A 20,076-nucleotide genomic window follows, 5' to 3' on the forward strand; every position below is an offset into this window, starting at 1 on the left:
AGCGCTTCCATCGCATAACGTCAATGCCTTGGCTGGGCCAGACCACGCGCCGCTGGGCGGGATTCCGGCGAGGAGCGCCCGCAGCTCGGCGCCACACATCAGACGAATGAGCCGGCCCACCGGCCAGGGCAGGCTGCGCGGGACGAGCGCGCGGGACCATATGGGAACGCTAACATCGACCAGTTTGAAGTTGCCAGCGGCCTGCACGGCACCGCGCCAGCGCCTGACCCGGAGACCGCGGCCGATCCGAATCGGCGGGCTCAGCCGGGAACTTCCCGGCCCAACGACCCGACTACGTCACCTGAGAGCGGTACGAGGGTCCGCACCGACGCGGAGCCGAGAAGGTCGTGCCCACGTCAACGCCCGCGCCACGCGCCGGAACACGGATCGGATCACCATGTCTGTCACTGAGCTGTCCGGCGAACTGCCGCCGGACCCCACCGCGCCCGCCACCGAACCCGCCCGGCCGGCACGGCGTTCGTCGGCGCTGGCGGCCCTGCTGCTGCGCCTGCACTTCTACGCCGGCGTGCTGGTCGCCCCCTTCCTCGTCGTGGCCGCCCTGACCGGCCTGGCATACACCGTCACCCCGCAACTGGACCAGGTCCGCTACGGCGACACGCTCACCACCGCCCGCACCGGCGACCAGCCGCGCCCGCTGGCCGAGCAGATCGCCGCCGCGCGGGCGACGCACCCCGACGGCGCGCTGGCCGCCGTGCAACCGGGCACCGACGAGCGGACCACCCGCGTCGTCTTCGCCCAACCCGAGCTGGGCGACCGGCAGCACACCGTCTACGTCGACCCGTACACCGCGCGGGTCACCGGACAGCTCACCACCTGGTGGGGCTCGACGCCGGCCACCACCTGGCTCGACGACCTGCACCGCAACCTGCACCTGGGCGACCTCGGCCGGCACTACTCCGAGATCGCCGCGAGCTGGCTGTGGGTGGTGGCGCTGGGCGGACTGGTGCTGTGGTGGCGACGGCGCGGACCGGCCCGCCGCCGGTTGGCGCACCTGTTCGTGCCGGACCTCTCCGCCGGCCGGGGCGTACGCCGTACCCGCGGCTGGCACGCGACCACCGGGGTCTGGCTCGCCGTCGGCCTGCTCTTCCTCTCCGCCACCGGCCTGACCTGGTCCCGCTACGCCGGGGCCCACTTCGGCGAGGGCCTCGACGCCCTGCGGGCCGGCACCCCGGAGATCTCCACCGCCCTCGCCGGCCCGCCCGCCGGAGAGGGCGGCCCGCACCAGCACGGCGGCACGCCGACCGGGGCGGCGGCGGACCCGGCGACGTACGACCGGGTGCTGGCGGTGGCCCGCGACGCCGGCCTGTCCGGCCCAGTGGAGATCGCCGCGGCGGAGCAGGCCGGCACCGCCTGGCTGGTGGCCCAGATCGACAACACCTGGCCGGTCGGCTACGACCGGATCGCGGTGGATCCGGCCACCGGCGACGTCACGGCCCGCAGCGACTTCGCCGACTGGCCGATGCTGGCGAAGCTCAGCAAACTCGGCGTCCAGGCCCACATGGGTCAGCTCCTGGGGCCGGTCAACCAGATCCTGCTCGCCGCCCTCGCCCTCGGCCTGCTCTGCGTCGTCGTCTGGGGCTACCGGATGTGGTGGCAGCGCCGTCCCACCCGCGCCGACCGCCGCGCCCCGCTCGGCGCCGCACCGGATCGCGGCGGCCTGCGCGGGCTGCCGCGCTGGGCGTTGCTGCTCGGTGTGCCGCTGACCGCCGCCGTGGGCTGGGCGCTGCCCTGGTTCGGCGGCCCGCTGCTCGGCTTCCTGGTCATCGACCTCGTGGTGGGGGCGGTGCGGCGACGCCGGCCGGCCGTCCCGGTCAGCCCCGCTCCGGCCGGCCGCTGACCCGCCGGGCTCGGCCGATCCCCCGGATCGGTCGAGCCCGGACCCGGGCCCGCTCAGCTCAGGTCGAGCGTGTACGACGCGGTGTGCACCGTCCCGTCGACCTGGAAGTCGAAGAACGCCCGGTACCGGCCGGCGCTCGGCGCGGTCAGCCAGACCTTGACCGCGCCGTCGACCAGTTCCGGCTCCGGGTGCACGTGCACGTAGCCGAGATCCCCTTCCCGCACCACGACCAGATGCCCGTACGCGCCCAGGTAGCGCTCCAGCGGCACCGGGCCGGCCGGGCCGGTGCGGCCCACCCGGAACAGCAGCGGCACGGACACGCCGACGGTGGGCGTGCCGTCCAACGCCACCGTGAACGGCCCGGTGCGCGCCTGCGGCTGCGGCGGCGGCAGTTCCGCCGGGGCGTGCGCGCCCGGCACGTGGTGGTCGACGCCCAGGACCAGCGGCAACGCGCTGCCCTCGGCCGTGGTCACCGAGAAGTCGGCGTAGACACGGTAGGTGCCGGCCCGGGCCAGCCGCAGCGGGACGCTCCACGTCCCGTCGGCGGCCATGGTGGGGTGCAGGTGCTGGTAGCCGCTCAGGTCGCGGCCCACCACGATCAGGTGCAGCGGCTTGTCGTGGACGACGGTGAACCGGGTCGCCGCCTGGCGGTCGGCCCCGACGATCCGGAACCGGTAGTCCACACCCGCCCCGGCCGGCTGGGACCGCCGCTGCGGCTCCAGGGTGTACCCGGCGGCGCTGACCGTCGTCCCGGCCGGCTGCGTCTGGTCCGCGCCGCCGTCACCCGGGTGGGTGTGCGCGCCGGCGCCCGCCGCGTGCTGGTGTCCGGCCCCCACCGCCGCACCGGCGGCCGGCCCGCTGGTGGCTGCCGGCGGGGTCGGTGTGCCGGCGGCGGTGCTCCCGTTGGCGGCGCCGACCCGGCCGAGCCCGAAGCCGGCCACCAGGGCCACCACCACCCCGCCGACGACCAGCGCGAGCCGCACGTCGCTCAGCCGACGCCCGGGCGGTCCGTCGTCCGCACCGGACGGGGGCGAGGAGCCGGCCGCCGGCGGCGGCTCGTCGACCGTCGCGGTGCGGGCCGACGCGTCCGGCTCTCCGGCCGGGGCGGCCGTCCGCGCGGTGACCGGCGCGCCGCGCTTGCGCGCCGCCGCGAGGGTGGTCGAGCGTCCCTTGCCGCCGCTCCGGGCGCCGGCCGCCCCCGTTCCGCCTCCGGCCCGGGTTCCGCCGCCGCGCGGGCGGGCGGTCCCCGCCGGGCCGCGGGGCCGGCCGGTGGTCCGGCCCGCCGGGGCGGTGCGGCGGCGCCAGCCGACGACACCGGCCGCCGCGGCGGCGGCCACCAGCCACCCGGACCAGGCGAGCCAGCCGGGCCCACCGTCGTCGGTCCGGGCCGTCGGCGCGGCGGCCGGCGCGGGCGGGGCCGACGACACCGGGGACGCCACCGGCGGGGGCGCCGCCGCGGACTGCCCACCGGAGCCGTGCCCGGCGTCCGCGTGCTGGTCGGCGGCGGCCACCAGCGCCGGGTCCGGCTGGTTGGTCGGCGGCTGCCAGCCCTGCGGCGCCGCCGTCACCGGCCCGGTGTAGCGGAACTTCATCGTGCCGCGCACCGCCTCGCCGTCCGAGGCCACCGACAGGTACGTCACCGAGTACTCCCCCACCGCCGGCAGGTGCGCCACGGTGACCACCGCCGGGAAGCCCGTCGCGTACTCGCGCGGCTCGAACTTCCCGTCGACCAGGAAGTATTCCCGGACGGGCTGGGCCAGCGGCTTGGGTGACCCGTGCGCCCAGCCGTTGTCGACCCGGCCGCCGCCCGGCGCGGTGACGGTGAAGTAGGCGTTGCCGGCGACCTGCTCGGTGAAGTAGAGCTCCACCGCCGTCAGCGGCCGGTCCACCGTGGCCCCCTCGGCCGGGGTGGACATCGCCAGGGTGCCGTGCGCCGCCGCGGGCGGGGCGAGCCCGAGGACGGCGACCGCGCAGGCGAGCACGACGGCGAACAGGCCCGCGACGGCGCGCCCGGGAGCCGGAGAGAGACGACGCATCAGAGCATCCTCCCGGGCGTCGAGTTTTAATCAAGGCATCGGCATCTTTTTATTCAGATGATAAAAGTTCTGTGACGCGCGGACTTATCATCCGGGCCGGGGCCCGGAAGCCTTTGTGCCATCGGGCGCCAGACGGAGGGAGGGACGGTGACGGCAGCGGCGGACGTGGTGGTCGTCGGCGGTGGCGTCGTCGGGATGACCGCGGCGCTGGCCCTCCAGGCACGCGGGGCGCGGGTGACCGTGCTGGCGGCCGACGACCCGGCGGACACGGTGTCCACGGTGGCCGCCGCCGTCTGGTATCCGAGCCACACCGACGAGGACCCCCGGGTGCTGCGCTGGGCCTGGGAGACCCGCGCCGAGCTGGGCCGCCAGGCCGCCGCCGGGGTGCCGGGGGTGGTCGAACGGCCGACCCGGATGCTGCTGCGCCGGCCGCACGCCGGGCCGCCGTGGTGGGCGCCGGCGTGCCCGGACCTGGTGGCGGAGCCGGCCCCGCCGCCGTACACCGGGCAGCTGCGGTTCACCGCGCCCACCGTGGAGATGACGCCCTACCTGGCCTGGCTGCGGCAGCGGCTGACGGCCGGCGGCGGCCAGCTGCTGCGCCGCCGGGTGCGTCGGCTGGCCGACGCGTTCGACACCGCGCCGACGCTTGTCAACGCCACCGGCCTGGCCGCCGGGCGGCTCGCCGCCGACCCGGCCGTGCACCCGGTGCGCGGACACGTGGTGCTGGTGGCCAACCCGGGCCTGACCGTCTCCGTCCGCGACGAGGACGACCCGGCCGGGATCACCTACGTGCACCCGCGCCGGCACGACGTGGTGCTCGGCGGCACGTACCAGCCGGGGGTGGCGCACACCGCGCCCGACCCGGACACGGCGGCGGCGATCCGGCGCCGCTGTGTCGCGCTGGTGCCGGAGCTGGCGGCGGCCCCGGTGCGCGGCGAGCGGATCGGGCTGCGGCCGGCCCGCCACGGCGGCCCGCGGGTCGAGGTGGACCCGGCGGGCCCGCCCGGCGGCCGGCTGGTGCACGCGTACGGCCACGGCGGGGCCGGGGTGACCCTGTCCTGGGGGTGCGCCGCCGAGGTGGCGGAGCTGGCCCTGGGCGGTTGACCGGGCGCCGGTCAGCGGCCGGTCCCGCCGTGCCAGGAGCGCCACAGGGCGGCGTAGGCGCCCCCGGCGCGCACCAGCTCGTCGTGGCTGCCGAGCTCGGTGATCCGGCCGTCCTCCAGCACCGTCACCCGGTCGGCGTCGTGGGCGGTGTTGAGCCGGTGCGCGATGGCGATGACGGTGCGCCCGGTGACCACGGCGGCGAGCGACCGCTCGGTACGCCGGGCGGTGGTCGGGTCGAGCGCGGCGGTGGCCTCGTCGAGGATCAGCGTGTGCGGGTCGGCCAGCACGACCCGGGCCAGCGCGAGCTGCTGGGCGTCGGCGGCGGCCAGTTCGCGCCCACCGTCGCCGACCGGGGTGTCCAGGCCCTGCGGCAGGCCCTCATACCAGTCCGCGCCCACCGCCGCCAGCGCGGCGCGCATCTGCTCGTCGGTCGCGCCGGGCGCGGCGAAGGCGAGGTTGTCGCGCAGCGAGCCGATGAAGACGTGGTGTTCCTGCGTGACCAGGGCGATCCGGCGGCGCCGCTGCGCCGGGTCCAGGTCGGTGACCGGGCGACCGTCGACGCTGACCACGCCCTCGCGGGGCGCGTCGATGCCGGCGAGCAGCCGGGCGAGGGTGGACTTCCCGGCGCCCGAGGGGCCGACGACGGCGAGCCGCTCGCCGGGGCGTACCTCGAGGTCGATGCCGTGCAGCACGTCGGGACCGTCGCCGTAGGAGTATCGCGCGCCGCGCACCACGAGCCGCTGGGCCTTCCCACCGCGCGGCTCGGGCACCGCCGGCGCGGCCGGGCCGGCGCGGTCCGGCGCCGGCTGGCCCACGCCGACCACCCGGGCGAACGAGGCCAACCCGCGTTGCGCCTGCTCCACCTGCTGGAGCAGCTGGTCCATCGGGTCGACCGCCTGCTGGAGATAGAGCGCGGCGGCCACCACCGCGCCGAGCGTCACCGTGCCGTCGGCCAGCAGGAAACCACCGGTGAGCAGCACCGCGGCGATCGGCAGCGGGTAGCTTGCCTCCACCACCGGGAAGAAGACCGACCGCAGCGCCAGGGTGGCCCGGCGGGCCTCCCACACCCGGCGGATGCGCCGCCGGCCGTACGCGACGCGGTCGCCGTCGAGGCGCAGCGCCTCGACGGTGCGGGCGCCCTCCGCGGTGGTGGTCAGCGCCTCGGTCAGCTCGGCGGTCGCCGCCCCCTCGGCGAGGTACGCCGGCCGGGCGCGGCGCAGGTACCAGCGGGTGACCGCGGCGATCGACGGCAGCCCGGCCAGGGCGACCAGGCCGAGCAGCGGGTGCAGCAGGAAGATCGCGCCGAACAGCAGCAGCAGCTGGGTGGCGGCGATGACGATGACGGGCAGCACGTCCCGGACCGTGGTGCCGACGGTCGTCACGTCGACCGAGCTGCGGGTGGCGAGGTCACCGGTGCCGGCCCGCTCGACGACGGAGACCGGCAGGTCCAGCGCCCGCGACACGAACCGCTCGCGCAGCCGGGCGATGGCCCGCTCACCCAGCCGGTGGCCGGCGTACCGGGCGTACCGGACGAGCAGGCCCTGGGCCAGCACGCAGCAAGCGATGGCGAGGGCCAGCCGGTCCACGGTGGCGGCGCCGGCGCCGGCGGTGACCTCGTCCACGATCCGGCCGAGCAGCCACGGCGGGGCGAGCCCGGCGACCGCGGCGGCGCCGTGCAGCACCAGCATGCCGGCGACCGCGCGGCGGTCCCGGGCGATCAGGTCCCGGGCCGCCCGGCGCACCGCCGTCCGGTCGGCGACGGGCAGGCCGGTCATCCGCGCGCCCCGTCGACGCCGGCGGGCACATCGTCGCGGGACACCAGCGCCCGGTAGCCCCGGTCCCGTGCGAGCAGCTCGACGTGGGTGCCGGTGGCCACGACCCGGCCGTCGGCGAGGTACGCCACGGTGTCCGCGCGGTCGAGCAGCAGCGGCGAGGTGGTCAGCACGACGGTGGTCCGCCCGGCGCGCGCCGCCCGCAGTCGCCGCGCGATACGCCCCTCGGTGTGCGCGTCCACGGCCGAGGTCGGTTCGAGCAGGAGCAGCACCTCCGGTTCGGCGAGCAGGGCCCGGGCGAGGCGCACGCGCTGCCGCTGCCCGCCGGAGAGCGTGCGGGCGCGGGCGCCGATCGGCGTGTCGAGCCCGTCGGGCAGGGCGTCGACGACGTCCTCGGCCGAGGCCGTACGCAGGGCGGCGGCGATCTCGGCGTCCCCGGTGCCGGCGCGGGTGGACAGCATCTCCCGCAGCGTCCCGGCGAACAGGTAGGAGTCGTGGTCGGCGACGAGGATCCGGGACCGCACGTCGTCGAGCGGAACACCGGCCAGCGGGACACCGCCCCAGGTCACGTCGCTGGCGACGAAACGGCCGAGGCGGTCGGCCAGCGCGCCGGCCGCGGCCGGGTCGTCGGCGGCGACGGCGAGCAGCCGCCCCGCCGGCACGGTCAGCCCGGTGGCCGGGTCGTGCAGGTCGGCCGGACGCCGTGGCGGGGCCACCGGGGCGCCGGTGCCGGCCGGCGGCGCGGCGTGGTCGGGGGCCACGTCGAGCACACCGATGATCCGCCGGGCCGCGACCCGGCCGCGGATCAGCTGGTGACCGCCCTCCAGCAGGAACCACACCGGCACGACGAGGACCGCCACGTACCCGTAGACGGCGACCAGCTGCCCGATGGTGATGTCACCGGCCGCGGCCATCCGGGCCGCCAACCACACCACGGCGGCCAGGAAGAGCCCCGGCACGGCGATGGTCAGCGCCTCGATCCAGCTGTTCACCGCGCCGACCCGGTAGCCCTCGGCCAGCAACGTGCGCGAACGGGCCGCGTACCGGTCGGCGAACAGGCCGCGCCCGCCGACCCCGGCGAGCACACGCAGCCCGGCCACGATGTCCCCGGCCCGGGTGGTGAGCAGGCCCTGCTGCTGCCGGTAGACCGACTCGGCCCGTTCCAGCCGGCGCAGCAGCGGCGCGACGACGAGCACCACGGCGGGCACGCCGAGCAGCACGAACAAGGCCAGCAGCGGGGAGACCGACCAGAGGACCACGGCGACGAACCCGTACGCGAGGACCGCCCCCACGCCGGGCCCGGTCACGGTCAGCACCGCCGAGGTGTGGGTGATGTCGACGCCGCCGACGGTGGCGACCTCACCGGCGGCGAGCCGGCGCGGCAGCACCGCACCGACCCGGGACAGGTGGCGCAGCAGCACGGCCGCGGAGCGGACCGACGCGTCCTCCCGGACGAACGTCATCGTACGGTGCCGCATGATGCCCAGGTATGCCAGAGCCACCCCGGCGACGACGATCGCGGCCACCCACCACAGCAGCGCCCGGTGGTCGCCGGGGCGCAGCCCGTCGTCGATGGCGCGGGCGACGAGGTACGGCCGGACGGACAACCCGAGCATCCAGGCGCTGCCGATCAGGCTGCCGCGCAGCACCCGCCACGGCTGGCAGCGGACCAGCCACCAGAGGTACCGCAGCGGCCCGCTGGTGTCCGGCTCGCCGGGCTCGGGAAGGGGGAGCTGCGGGGGCACCGGGCCAGGCTACCGACCGCCCCGCCGGCGCACCGCCCGGTTTCACCCGTCGGTGGGCACCCGCACCTCGGGCAGATCCCCAGCGCGCGGACCACGGTCACGGCGGCGTAGCCGTCGGCCAGCCAGGCCAGGTCGGTGCCCGGAACCGGGCGGGCGGCGGCCGCGCCAATCACCGCGGTCGGCAGCTCGTCGGTCGGGCGTGAGATGGCTGCCGGGAGGGCAAGAACACCTGTGGCTAAGCTAGGAGACCGCACTGGTGGCACATTCAACCGGCCCGGTTATGGCGCCTCAGCGGCTACGTGATCTGGACGAGCGGGATCTGTGGTGATGAGGGAGACTTCGGGCGATGAACGGCGCTGACAGCGACCCGCGGGCCCGCGCCGACGTGTTCGCCGTCGACGGTGAGATCGGTCCCGATCTCGCCCGGGTCGACTGGTCGACGTCGCCCCTGGGCACGCCGGAGACCTGGCCGCAGAGTTTGCAGACCGCGGTGCGCATCCTGCTGTCGTCCCGGTTCCCCATGTGGATGGCGTGGGGCCCCGAGTTGACCTTCTTCTGCAACGCCGCGTACCGGCGCAGCACGCTGGGCCGCAAGTACCCGTGGGCGTTGGGCCGGCCGGCGAACCAGGTCTGGACGGAGATCTGGGACGACATCGGCCCCCGGATCGACACCGTGCTCCGGACCGGCAACGCGACCTGGGACGAGGCGCTGCTGCTCTTCCTGGAGCGGTCCGGTTACCGGGAGGAGACGTACCACACCTTCTCCTACAGTCCGCTGCGCGACGACGACGGCGCGCTGGTCGGGATGCTCTGCGTGGTGAGCGAGGACACCGACCGGGTCATCGGCGAGCGACGGATGGCGACCCTGCGGGACCTGGGCTCGGACCCCAGCGTGGTCCGCACCGAGCAGGAGATGCTCGCCTTCGCCAGCCGGCAGCTGGGCCGCAACCGGTGGGACCTGCCGTTCACGCTGACCTACCTCTTCGGTGACGAGGGCGAGGCCCGGCTGGCGGAGACGACCGGCGTCTCGGACGGGCACCCGGCGGCGCCGACCACGCTGTCCCTGACCGACGCCGGGGCGGTCTGGCCCGTGGCCCGGCTGGCCGACGGCGAGTCGGTGCGGGTGGCGCTCGACGGCCCGGTCTTCGCCGGCCTGCCGGCGGGCGAGTGGCCCGATCCCCCGACGGAGGCGCTGCTGGTGCCGCTGCGGCAGCAGGGTGGCGCGCCGTACGGGTTCCTGGTCGCCGGGCTGAACCGCTACCGGGCGCTGGACGACGGCTACCGCGGCTTCGTGGAGCTGGCCGCCGGGCACGTGGCGACCGGGATCGGCAGCGCCCGCAGCTATCAGGCCCAGCAGCGACGCGCCGAGGAACTGGCCGAGCTGGACCGGGCCAAGACCGCGTTCTTCTCCAACATCAGCCACGAGTTCCGCACCCCGCTGACGCTGATCACCGGGCCGGTGGAGGAGCTGCGCGGGCGGCTGGCGGACGCCGACGAGCAGGTGCGCGAGGAACTCGACGTCATCCGTCGCAACGGGCTGCGGTTGGGCAAACTGGTCAACAGCCTGCTCGACTTCTCGCGGATCGAGGCCGGGCGCATGCAGGCGCGTTACGAGCCGGTGGACCTGGCCGCCGTGACCGTCGACCTGGCCAGCGTCTTCCGCTCGGCGATCGAACGCGCCGGCCTGACCTTCGAGGTGGACTGCCCGCCGCTGCCGGAACCGGTGCACATCGACCGGGGCATGTGGGAGAAGGTGGTGCTCAACCTGCTCAGCAACGCGCTGAAGTTCACCTTCCAGGGCGCCGTCCGGGTGCTGCTGCGCGCCGAGGCCGGGCAGGCCGTGCTGCGGGTCGAGGACACCGGCATCGGCGTTCCCCCCGACGAGATGCCGCGACTGTTCGAGCGCTTCCACCGGATCGAGAACGCCCGCTCCCGGTCGGACGAGGGCAGCGGGATCGGCCTGGCCCTGGTCAAGGAGTTGGTCGGGCTGCACAGCGGCAGCATCACCGCGACCAGCGTGGTGGGCCAGGGCACCGCCTTCACGATCCGTCTGCCGTTCGGCACCGCCCACCTGCCGGCCGACGCGCTGGCAACCGCCGGCCCGGACCGGGTCTCGGTCGCGGCGGAGCCGTTCGTGCAGGAGGCCCTGCGCTGGCTGCCCGCCGACCCGGCGACGCAGACCGGCCCCGACGACGCGCCACCGGCGGAGGGGCCGGTCGCGCCCCTGGTGAGTGGGCCGGCGGCCCGCGTCCTGGTCGCCGACGACAACGCCGACATGCGGGAATACCTGACCCGCCTGCTGCGCTCCGCCGGGCACCTGGTGGAGGCGGTCCCCGACGGGCAGGCGGCGCTGGACGCCGCCCGGACGCAGACCCCCGACCTGGTGATCAGCGACGTGATGATGCCGGGGCTGGACGGCCTGCAACTGGTGGCCGCCCTGCGCACCGACCCGCGGACCGCGAGCACCCCGGTGCTGCTGCTGTCGGCCCGCGCCGGGCAGGAGGCGTCCATCGAGGGGCTGGAGGCCGGCGCCGACGACTACCTGGTGAAACCGTTCGCGGCGGCCGAGCTGCTGGCGCGGGTACGGGCGAACGTCGAGCTGGCGCGGCTGCGCAACCACCACGCCCGCTGGCGTACCGCGCTGATCGACTCGTTGCAGGAGGCGTTCTTCGTCTGCGACGAGGACGGCTCGGTCATCGAGATCAACACCGCGTTCACCGACATCCTCGGCTACGGGCCGGAGGACCTCCCCTACCCGCCGCTCCCGCCGTGGTGGCCGGACCCGGAGACCGAGCCGGAGGCGCACCGGCAGGCGACCGAGGGGTTCTCCGTGCTGCTGGGCCAGACCCAGGGCAGCTACACCGTGCCGGTGACGCACCGCGACGGTCACCGGCTGTGGGTGGCGGCCGCCTTCAGCCAGGTGACCGACCCGGACACCGGTCGACAGGTGATCGTCGGCACCTTCCGGGACGTCACTGCGGAGCACTACGCGGTGCAGCGCGAGAGCGCGCTGGCCGCGATCAACGTACGGCTGTCCCAGGCGGAGGATCTCGACGACGCCCTGCACGGCGTCCTGGCGGAGCTGCGCCGGCTGTGGCGGGCCAGCACCGTGCTCGCCGCCGTCTTCGACGACTCCCCGGCACCCACGGTCACCGCGACGGACCCCCGGCTGCACTGGGAGTCGCTGCCGGAGGACCGCCGCCGCGGCCTGGTCGAGATGCGCGACACGCCGCTGCTCACCCCGGTCGCGGCGCGGACCGACGGCGCCGGCATCGCGGTGGACCACCCGCACGGCACGATGGCGATCTGGATCGACCTGGGCGAGAAGCGCCCGTTCACGGAGCAGGACCAGATGCTGCTGGCCCTGCTCGCCGGCCAGCTCGGCCAGGGCCTGCACCGGGTGCACCAGATCGACCAGCAGCGCGAGACGGCGCTGGCCCTGCAACGGGCCATCCTCGGCCCGGCACAGCTGCCCGCCGGCTTCGCGGTGCGCTACTCCCCCGCCGCCCGCCCACTGAAGGTCGGCGGCGACTGGTACGACACCGTCGAACTGCCCGACGGGCGCATCGGCATCGTCGTCGGCGACTGCGTCGGCCACGGCCTGCGGGCCGCCACGGTGATGGGACAGCTGCGCAGCGCCTGCCGGGCCCTGCTGCTGCAGGACCCCAGCCCGGCCGGGACCCTGATGGCCCTGGACCGGTTCGCCGCCCTGCTGCCCGGCGCGGCCAGCGCCACGGTCTTCTGCGGCGTGCTGGACCCGGCCACCGGGGAGCTGCGCTACGCCAGCGCCGGGCACCCACCGGCCATCGTCGTCCACCCCGACGGCACCACCCAACTACTCGAGGCGGGTCGCTCGCGGCCGCTCGCCGTGCAACCGGGCCGACAGCGACCGGAGGCGACGACCGTCGTGCCGGCCCGGGCGACGCTCATGCTGTACACCGACGGGCTCGTCGAACGCCGCCGCCAACCGCTGACCACCGGCATCGCCTCGGCCACCGCCGCCATCCAGCAGGGCCGGGGCGCCCCCGTCGAGTCCCTCGCCAGCCAGGTGATGGAGCAGCTCACCCCCGATGGCGGGTACGACGACGACGTGGCCCTGCTCCTCTACCGCCACCCGGGGCCACTGGAACTGGACTTCCCGGCCGAGTCCACGCACCTGGCCACCGTCCGCAGCGCGCTGCGTGGCTGGCTCGACCGGTGCGGGCTGGAACCGGCCAACGCCTACAACGTGCTGGTGGCCGCCGGTGAGGCGTGCGCCAACGCCATCGAGCACGGCCATCGGGACAGCCCCGGCGGCCTGATCCGGCTGCGGGCCGCCGCCACCGCCGACGCGCTGCGCCTGAGCGTCACCGACACGGGACACTGGCGGATCCCGGACCCGCCGGCCGGTTCCCATCGCGGTCGAGGGCTCGTCCTCATGCGCGCCCTCATGGACAGCATCACCGTCATTCCCGGCGCCACGGGCACCACCGTGGACATGCAGGCAAGGATCGTCCGATGACCACGGCCCTCACCCTCACCACCAGCAGCCGTCCCGACGGCGTCCGCGTGCTGACCGCGGTCGGTGAGATCGACATGAGCAACGCGGCCTCGTTCGCCACCGCGCTGGGTGACGCCGTGACGGCCGACGGTGCGCCCCTGGTCGTGGACCTGACCGCGGTGGAATACCTCGACAGCGCGGGCCTGTCCGTGCTGTTCCCGCACGCCGACCGGATCGCGCTGGTCGCCAGCCCGTTGCTGGAGCCGCTGCTCACCATCTCCGGCCTGGCCGACCTCACCACGGTGCGCGGCCAGTAGGGCGGCGCACCGGCCGGCCCCGCCGACCGGCGAACCGGTCGCGGCGCCGGTGGGCCCCGGCACCGGCCGGGCGCGCCGGGTGACAGGTGCGGGGCCCGCCCCGGTCGAGCCGGGGCGGGCGGGCCCGCACCCGCGAGGGCCTACTCCCCGGCGGGCACCTGGTCCTTGACGTCGTCGTAGCCGGCCGCGCCCGGCGCGTCGGCCGGCGTGTAGATCACCCGGATCACCCCGGTCGGGTAGGTCTCCGTCGCGGTCACCTTGAGGTGGTACGGCGTGTCGCCGTCGTCGAACAGCCGGCGGCCCTTGCGCGCCGCCACCGGGTGCACCAGCAGCCGCAGCTCGTCGACCAGCCCGGCGGCGAGCAGTTGCTGCACCACGGAGATGGACCCGGGGATGAGGACGCCGCGCACGCCGGGGTCGGCCTTGAGCGCGGCGACCGCCGCCAGCAGGTCGCCGTCGACCAGCTCGGAGTTGCGCCAGGAGAACTCCAGCGGCTGCCGGGAGACGACCACCTTGCGCACGTCGCCGAGCTGCTTGGCGAACGGCGCGTCCTCCCCGCCGGCGGCCTCCCGCTCCGGCCACGCGCCGGCGAAGCTGTCGTAGGTCGCGCGGCCGATGAGCAGCACGTCCGACGTGTCGTAGTCCTCGGTGACGGCACGGCCCATGTTCTCGTCGAAGTACGGGAAGTGCCAATCGGGGTCGATCTCGGCCACCCCGTCGGCCGAGATGAACAGGGTGGAGACGACCTTCGCCATCGCGATGATCCCTTCCGGTCAGGTGTTGTCGAGAAGGTGACTGCCGCAGCATCGCAGACGCCTCCGACACTCGCCGCCCGGTCAGCGCGGCGAGTCGCGCGATCCGCCCCTCGCGGCGGGCGTGATCAGCGGGCCGGCTCGGCGCGGCACGCGTCGTCGCGTACTCCGGCGAGCAGGTCGGCGGTGGTGTGTGCCCGGACGCCGGGCTGGGCGCCGTCGGTGAACCGCGCGACGACCGCCCGGACGTGCCGCTCGGCGGGTTCGGCGAGGCCGTCGTAGACCGCCGCGAACAGGTCCCGGGCCGGCTGCCGGAGCCAGCCCGCCGGGAGCAGTTCCACGGGCAGCTGCGGGTCGAGGGTGGGGAAACGCCGGAAGGTGTCCATCACCTGCGCCCGCGTCCGCACCGCCGCCGCGCCGTCGACCTGGCCGGAGGCCACCCGTGGCAGCAGCGGTGTCCACCGCCGGAGGAACGCCTCGTAGTGCCGGCTGATGGCGTCGATGTCCCAGGCGTCGATGGGCGCCCGGCGGCTGGTCCCGTCGAGCGGAAGATGCGGCCCGCGGAAGACCGTGACGGCGCCGCGGGTGAGCTCGGTGAGCCGCGCCCGCGCCGGCCGGGTCATCTCGTACGGCGAGATCCACAGCCCGTCGTACAGCGGCGCGTAGCCGAGCCAGCGGAGCTGGCCGCGCAGGGCCCGGCGCTGCGCGCTGCGGTCCTGCGGCAGCGAGAAGGCGACGATCGTCCAGCACCCGTCCCATTCCCCCGCCGAGGTGGTCGAGGCGAGGATCCAGCGGCCACCGATGGAGAGGTCGGCGGCGGCGGCGCGGCTGAGCCGGTAGGAGCTGCGTCGGCCCTGCCGGCTGCCTTCCAGGACGCCGCGGCGGGCCAGCCGGCTGATCGCGGTGCGGGCGCCGGCCGTGGTCACGCCGGCCTCGGCGAGCAGCGCGACGATGGCGGCGGACGGCAACGCGGCCCGGGTCCGCAGCGTGTAGTCCGCCAGCAGGGTCACCGCCACCCCCTGCGGCGAGTTGCCGGCCTGTCGTCGGGGCAACCGGAGCGAGCGGTCGTCGGGATACATCTCCTCGATGTCGTACGGGCTTGCCACAGGCGCTCCGGGCTCGGCTCAGGGACGGTGTCTCGACTGTAGACGGATCACCGGCCGGTCGGGATCGCCGCGACCGGCCGAATCTCGATCGAGGTCTGTCGATTGACACTTGTCGGGCCGGAGGGAACACTATCTGCTAAGCGACGCCGCACCGAGCCGGGCAGGGCGTACCACCGCAGCGGGCGATGCGCGATCACCGCGGGGCCGGGCACCCGCGACCGACGCGCGGGCCCGATCCAGCCTCCGTGATCGAAGGAGTCGTCCCCCGTGAGAATCAGAAGGAAACTGCTGCTCGGCCTGGCCGCGTCGCTGGCGGCGCTCGGCCTGGTGATCCCCGCCTTCCAACCCGCGTACGCGGCGTCGCTGACCGAGGTGACCAACTTCGGCGACAACCCGGGCCGGATGCGCATGCACATCTACGTGCCGGACTCCCGCCCCGCCCGGCCGGCCACCGTCGTCGCCATGCACGGCTGCGGCGGGTCGGGCCCCGGCTTCTATTCCGGCAGCGAGTTCGCCGGCCTGGCCGACCGCTACGGGTTCATCGTGATCTACCCGACCGCCACCCAGCAGGCCGGCTTCGGCAACTGCTTCGACACCTGGTCCGACGCCGCCAAGCGGCGCGGCGGCGGCAGCGACCCGGTGTCGATCATCTCCATGATCCGCTACGCCCAGCAGCAGTACGGCGCGGACCCCGACCGGGTCTACGCCACCGGCAGCTCGTCGGGCGGCATGATGACCAACCACATGCTGGCCCTCTATCCCGACGTGTTCAAGGCCGGCGCGGCGTTCATGGGCGTGCCCTACAACTGCTTCGCCAACGCGGCGGACTACCCGCCCGGCAGCAGCCAGTGCACCGGCGGGAACATGAACCGGACCCCGCAGCAGTGGGGCGACGCGGTCCGGGCGGCCTACCCCGGCTACACCGGCCCCCGGCCCCGGGTGCAGTTGTGGCACGGCACCAACGACACGCTCGTGCCGTACTCGCTGCTGCAGGAGACGATCGAGCAGTGGACCAACGTGTTCGGGCTCAGCCAGACCCCCACCTCGACCGACACGCCGCAGACCAACTGGAACCGGCGCCGGTACGCCGACTCCAGCGGCACGGTGCAGGTGGAGGCGTACAGCATCCAGGGCGCCGGGCACAGCCTGCCCGCGGGCGGCATGGCCGCGGCCGCCGTGCAGTTCTTCGGCCTGACCACCACGCCCAGCCCGACCACCTCGCCGACCACCTCGCCGACCACCTCGCCCAGCCCGACCACGTCACCGAGCCCGACGGCGTCGCCGACCCCGCCGCCCGGCTCCGGCGCCTGCCGGGTGACCGTCAACGTCAACGCCTGGAACAACGGGTTGACCGAGGACATCACCGTCACCAACACCGGCGCCGCCATCAACGGGTGGTCGCTGGTCTTCACCCTGCCCGCCGGGCAGACCATCACCTCGGGATGGAACGCCACCTACTCGCCCGCCTCCGGGCAGGTGACGGCCAGGAACGTCGGCTACAACGCGGCGATCCCGGCCAACGGGTCGGTCTCCATCGGCTTCCAGGCCACGCACAGCGGTAACACCGCCCGGCCGAGCTCGTTCACCCTCAACGGCGCGTCCTGCACGATCGCCTGACGACGGCGGACTCCGGGGGTCGCCACCCGCGCGACCCCCGGGGCCCGCGCCGGCTCAGCGCAGGCCGGCGAACAGATCGTCCTCGGGCGTCGGCGCACCGGTGGTGTCCCGGACCCGGACGAAGGTCTCCGTCCCCATCAGCTCGGTGAACCGGTCCTGGCCGAGCTGGAGGAAGAAGATGTTCTCGGCCTGGCTGGCGTGCGCGGCCAGCGACTCGAACTTCTGCCCACCGTAGGCGGTGGTGTCCACCCAGGTGGTGATCTCGTCGTCGGGCAGGCCCAGCTCCGGCATCTCCTCGGCCGGCCCGTCCGGCTCCGGGAACTCGACGCCGATCTCCTTCATGACCCGGCCGAACTCCTCGAACGCGCTGCGCGGCACGGTGGTCCAGTAGACCTTCGCGGGGATGCCCGTCCGCTCGACGGCGGCCATGGTGATCCGGTGGGCCTGGATGTGGTCCGGGTGGCCGTAGAAACCGTTCTCGTCGTAGGTGACGACGACGTCGGGCCGGTAGCGCCGGATCAGCTCGGCCAGCCGGTCGGCCGCCTCCGCCACCGGGGTGTTCCAGAACGCGCCCGGCGCGTCGTTTGTCGCCCAGCCCATCATGCCGGAGTCGGCATAGCCGAGCGTCTCCAGGTGGGTGACCGCCAACGCGGCGCAGCTGGCCGTCAGCTCGGCCTCGCGCAGCGCCACCACGGCCTGCGGGTCGTGGCCGGGGTCGCCCGGCTTGACCCCGCCGGGCCCGTCGCCGCACCGCCCGTCGGTGCAGGTCACGAGCACCGTCGTGACTCCCTCTGCCGCATACCGGGCGAGAATGCCGCCCGTGCTCGTCGCCTCGTCGTCGGGGTGTGCGTGCACCGCCATCAACGTCAGCCCTCGATCCGCCACGCCCCCACCCTACGACGGGGGTCCGACGCGTCGGCGTCGCCTCGGCCGGACGCGCACGAGCCCCGGTCGATCAGCGATCGACCGGGGCTCGTCGTTCCTGCCGGATCAGGCCAGGTCGAACCGGTCGAGTTCCATGACCTTGGTCCAGGCCGCGACGAAGTCGGTGACGAACTTGTCGCGCGCGTCCTGGCTGGCGTAGACCTCGGCGAGGGCCCGCAGCTGGGAGTTGGAGCCGAAGACGAGGTCGACCGCGGTGGCGGTCCACTTCACCTCGTCGGTGGCCACGTCCCGGATCTCGTACACGTGCTCCTCGGACTCCGACGCCTTCCACCGGGTGCCCGGGGAGAGCAGGTTGGCGAAGAAGTCGTTGGTCAGCACGCCGGGCCGGTCGGTGAGCACGCCGTGCGACGTGCCGCCGACGTTGTTCCCCAGGGCACGCAGGCCGCCGACGAGGACGGTCATCTCGGGCGCGGTCAGGTCGAGCATGTAGGCCCGGTCGATCAGCAGCACCTCCGGCTGGGTCTTCTCACCCGGCCGCAGGTAGTTGCGGAACCCGTCGGCGCGCGGCTCCATGACCCGGAACGACTCGACGTCGGTCTGCTCCTGGGTGGCGTCGGTGCGGCCGGGGTGGAACGGCACGGTCACCTCGACCCCGGCGTCCCGCGCCGCCTTCTCGACCGCGGCCGAACCGGCCAGCACGATCAGGTCCGCCAGCGAGATCTGGGCGCCACCGGCGGAGTTGAACTCCCGCTGGATGCCCTCCAGGGTGGCCAGCACCGTGGCGAGCTGCTCGGGCTGGTTGACCTCCCAGTTGCGCTGCGGCTCGAGCCGGATCCGGGCGCCGTTGGCGCCGCCGCGCTTGTCGGTGGAGCGGAAGCTGGCGGCCGACGCCCAGGCGGTGGAGACCAGCTGGGCGGTGCTGAGGCCGGAGTCGAGGACCTTCGCCTTGAGGGCGGCGACGTCGGCGTCACCGACCAGCTCGTGCGCGACGGCCGGCACCGGGTCCTGCCACAGCTGGGCCTCCGGGACCCACGGCCCGAGGAAGCGGCTGACCGGGCCCATGTCGCGGTGCAGCAGCTTGTACCAGGCCTTGGCGAACGCCAGCGCGAACTCGTCCGGGTGCTCCAGGAAGCGGCGGGAGATCTTCTCGTACGCCGGGTCGACGCGCAGCGACAGGTCGGTCGTCAGCATCGTCGGCTTGTGCTTCTTCGCCGGGTCGTGGGCGTCCGGGATGATCGCCTCGGCGTCCTTGGCGACCCACTGCTTGGCGCCGCCGGGGCTGGTGGTGAGCTCCCACTCGTAGCCGAAGAGGATCTCGAAGAAGCGGTTGCTCCACTGGGTCGGCTTGTCGGTCCAGGTGACCTCGAGGCCGCTGGTGATCGTGTCGCCGCCCTTGCCGCTGCCGTACGTGCTCAGCCAGCCCAGACCCTGGTTCTCCAGCGGGGCGCCCTCGGGCTCCGGGCCGACGTGGTCGTCGGCGATCCCGGCGCCGTGGGTCTTGCCGAAGGTGTGGCCGCCGGCGATGAGGGCGACGGTCTCCTCGTCGTTCATCGCCATCCGGCGGAAGGTCTCCCGGATGAAGTGCGCCGCCGCGGCCGGGTCGGCGTTGCCGCGGGGACCCTCCGGGTTGACGTAGATCAGACCCATCTCGGTCGCGCCGACGCCGGCGGCCATCTCCTTCTCGGAGGCGTAGCGCTCGTCACCGAGCCAGGCGTCCTCCGGGCCCCAGAAGATCTCCTCGGGCTCCCAGACGTCCTCCCGGCCGAAGCCGAAGCCGAAGGTCTTGAAGCCCATCGACTCCAGGGCCACGTTGCCGGCGAGCACCAGCAGGTCGGCCCAGGAGATCTGCTGGCCGTACTTCTGCTTGACCGGCCAGAGCAGCCGGCGGGCCTTGTCCAGGTTGGCGTTGTCCGGCCAGCTGTTCAGCGGGGCGAAGCGCTGGCCGCCGTCGCCGGCGCCGCCGCGACCGTCCTCGATGCGGTAGGTGCCCGCGGCGTGCCAGCTCATCCGGATCATCAGGCCGCCGTAGTGGCCGAAGTCGGCCGGCCACCAGTCCTGCGAGGTGGTGAGGACCGCGGTGATGTCCCGCTTGAGGGCCTCGACGTCGAGCTTGGCGAACTCCTTGGCGTAGCTGAAGTCCGGCCCCAGGGGGTTGCCCTTGGGCGACTGGGCGTGCAGCACCGAGAGGTCCAGCTGGTTGGGCCACCAGTCCCGGTTGGTGCGCGGCCGACCGCCGGACTTCGGGGTCGGCGAGTCGATCGCCGGGTTCTCGCTCTCGCTGCCGTGCGCGGTCACCGAGTCGTGCGCGACCGGGCAGCCGGCCGCCGCCTTCTCGTCCACGCCCTGCGCACTCGACGGGCCGTTGTCCTGGGTGTCGCTCATGTGTTTCCTTCCGAGCTGGCGG

Annotated in this window: 12 protein-coding genes; 5 read left to right on the plus strand and 7 right to left on the minus strand. The window is 74.7% G+C overall.

Annotated features, from left to right (window positions below):
• Positions 1–397 precede the first annotated feature (397 nt).
• Positions 398–1,858, plus strand: a complete 1,461-nt coding sequence (locus K7640_RS02345; RefSeq protein ID WP_222952967.1) for a PepSY domain-containing protein — start codon at positions 398–400, stop codon at positions 1,856–1,858.
• Positions 1,859–1,911: 53 nt separating this feature from the next.
• On the opposite strand, the gene K7640_RS02350 is transcribed toward K7640_RS02345, so the two are convergent.
• Entirely contained in the window at positions 1,912–3,894 is a 1,983-nt protein-coding gene (locus K7640_RS02350) for a copper resistance protein CopC (protein ID WP_222952968.1), read from the minus strand.
• A 147-nt stretch (positions 3,895–4,041) separates the two neighbouring features.
• On the opposite strand from K7640_RS02350, the gene K7640_RS02355 reads away from it, so the two are divergent.
• Complete coding sequence (locus tag K7640_RS02355) at positions 4,042–4,998, plus strand: FAD-dependent oxidoreductase (protein WP_222952969.1); 957 nt, start codon at positions 4,042–4,044, stop codon at positions 4,996–4,998.
• Positions 4,999–5,009: 11 nt separating this feature from the next.
• Here the strand turns inward: K7640_RS02355 and K7640_RS02360 are convergent, their stop codons facing one another.
• A complete protein-coding gene (locus K7640_RS02360) occupies positions 5,010–6,773 on the minus strand; it encodes an ABC transporter ATP-binding protein (protein ID WP_222952970.1) in 1,764 nt (587 codons plus the stop codon).
• Positions 6,770–8,419: an ABC transporter ATP-binding protein gene (locus K7640_RS02365; RefSeq protein WP_222953133.1), complete on the minus strand. Its 1,650-nt coding sequence runs from the start codon at positions 8,417–8,419 to the stop codon at positions 6,770–6,772. Before K7640_RS02365 ends, K7640_RS02360 begins: the two co-directional genes overlap by 4 nt.
• 442 nt (positions 8,420–8,861) lie before the next feature.
• Here K7640_RS02365 and K7640_RS02370 point away from each other — a divergent pair, with 442 nt between their 5' ends.
• Both K7640_RS02370 and K7640_RS02375 read left to right on the plus strand, forming a co-directional pair.
• The gene (locus K7640_RS02370) at positions 8,862–13,016 is read left to right on the plus strand and encodes a SpoIIE family protein phosphatase (protein ID WP_222952971.1); all 4,155 of its coding nucleotides are present in this window, start codon (positions 8,862–8,864) and stop codon (positions 13,014–13,016) included.
• Complete coding sequence (locus K7640_RS02375) at positions 13,013–13,312, plus strand: STAS domain-containing protein (RefSeq protein WP_222952972.1); 300 nt, start codon at positions 13,013–13,015, stop codon at positions 13,310–13,312. Before K7640_RS02370 ends, K7640_RS02375 begins: the two co-directional genes overlap by 4 nt.
• A gap of 140 nt (positions 13,313–13,452) precedes the next feature.
• Here K7640_RS02375 and K7640_RS02380 read toward each other — a convergent pair whose 3' ends face one another.
• Both K7640_RS02380 and K7640_RS02385 read right to left on the minus strand, forming a co-directional pair.
• Entirely contained in the window at positions 13,453–14,067 is a 615-nt protein-coding gene (locus K7640_RS02380; protein ID WP_222952973.1) for a dihydrofolate reductase family protein, read from the minus strand.
• Positions 14,068–14,192: 125 nt separating this feature from the next.
• On the minus strand, positions 14,193–15,170 hold the full coding sequence (locus K7640_RS02385) for a PaaX family transcriptional regulator C-terminal domain-containing protein (RefSeq protein ID WP_222952974.1): 978 nt from the start codon (positions 15,168–15,170) through the stop codon (positions 14,193–14,195).
• A gap of 267 nt (positions 15,171–15,437) precedes the next feature.
• On the opposite strand from K7640_RS02385, the gene K7640_RS02390 reads away from it, so the two are divergent.
• The gene (locus K7640_RS02390) at positions 15,438–16,787 is read left to right on the plus strand and encodes a PHB depolymerase family esterase (RefSeq protein WP_222952975.1); all 1,350 of its coding nucleotides are present in this window, start codon (positions 15,438–15,440) and stop codon (positions 16,785–16,787) included.
• 54 nt (positions 16,788–16,841) lie between these two features.
• Here the strand turns inward: K7640_RS02390 and K7640_RS02395 are convergent, their stop codons facing one another.
• Both K7640_RS02395 and katG read right to left on the minus strand, forming a co-directional pair.
• Positions 16,842–17,672: a PIG-L family deacetylase gene (locus K7640_RS02395; RefSeq protein ID WP_222952976.1), complete on the minus strand. Its 831-nt coding sequence runs from the start codon at positions 17,670–17,672 to the stop codon at positions 16,842–16,844.
• Between the two features lie 105 nt (positions 17,673–17,777).
• Positions 17,778–20,054: a catalase/peroxidase HPI gene (gene katG, locus K7640_RS02400; RefSeq protein ID WP_222952977.1), complete on the minus strand. Its 2,277-nt coding sequence runs from the start codon at positions 20,052–20,054 to the stop codon at positions 17,778–17,780.
• Positions 20,055–20,076 lie beyond the last annotated feature (22 nt).

The organism is Micromonospora sp. PLK6-60, assembly GCF_019890675.1.
In the GTDB taxonomy this organism is placed as follows: domain Bacteria; phylum Actinomycetota; class Actinomycetes; order Mycobacteriales; family Micromonosporaceae; genus Micromonospora.

Bases quoted from the DNA above. Each gene is read 5' to 3' on its own strand.
- K7640_RS02345 (WP_222952967.1), top strand. From the start codon at position 398: ATGTCTGTCACTGAGCTGTCCGGCGAACTGCCGCCGGACCCCACCGCG.
- K7640_RS02370 (WP_222952971.1), top strand. From the start codon at position 8,862: ATGAACGGCGCTGACAGCGACCCGCGGGCCCGCGCCGACGTGTTCGCC.
- katG (WP_222952977.1), bottom strand. From the start codon at position 20,054: ATGAGCGACACCCAGGACAACGGCCCGTCGAGTGCGCAGGGCGTGGAC.
- K7640_RS02350 (WP_222952968.1), bottom strand. From the start codon at position 3,894: ATGCGTCGTCTCTCTCCGGCTCCCGGGCGCGCCGTCGCGGGCCTGTTC.
- K7640_RS02375 (WP_222952972.1), top strand. From the start codon at position 13,013: ATGACCACGGCCCTCACCCTCACCACCAGCAGCCGTCCCGACGGCGTC.
- K7640_RS02360 (WP_222952970.1), bottom strand. From the start codon at position 6,773: ATGACCGGCCTGCCCGTCGCCGACCGGACGGCGGTGCGCCGGGCGGCC.
- K7640_RS02380 (WP_222952973.1), bottom strand. From the start codon at position 14,067: ATGGCGAAGGTCGTCTCCACCCTGTTCATCTCGGCCGACGGGGTGGCC.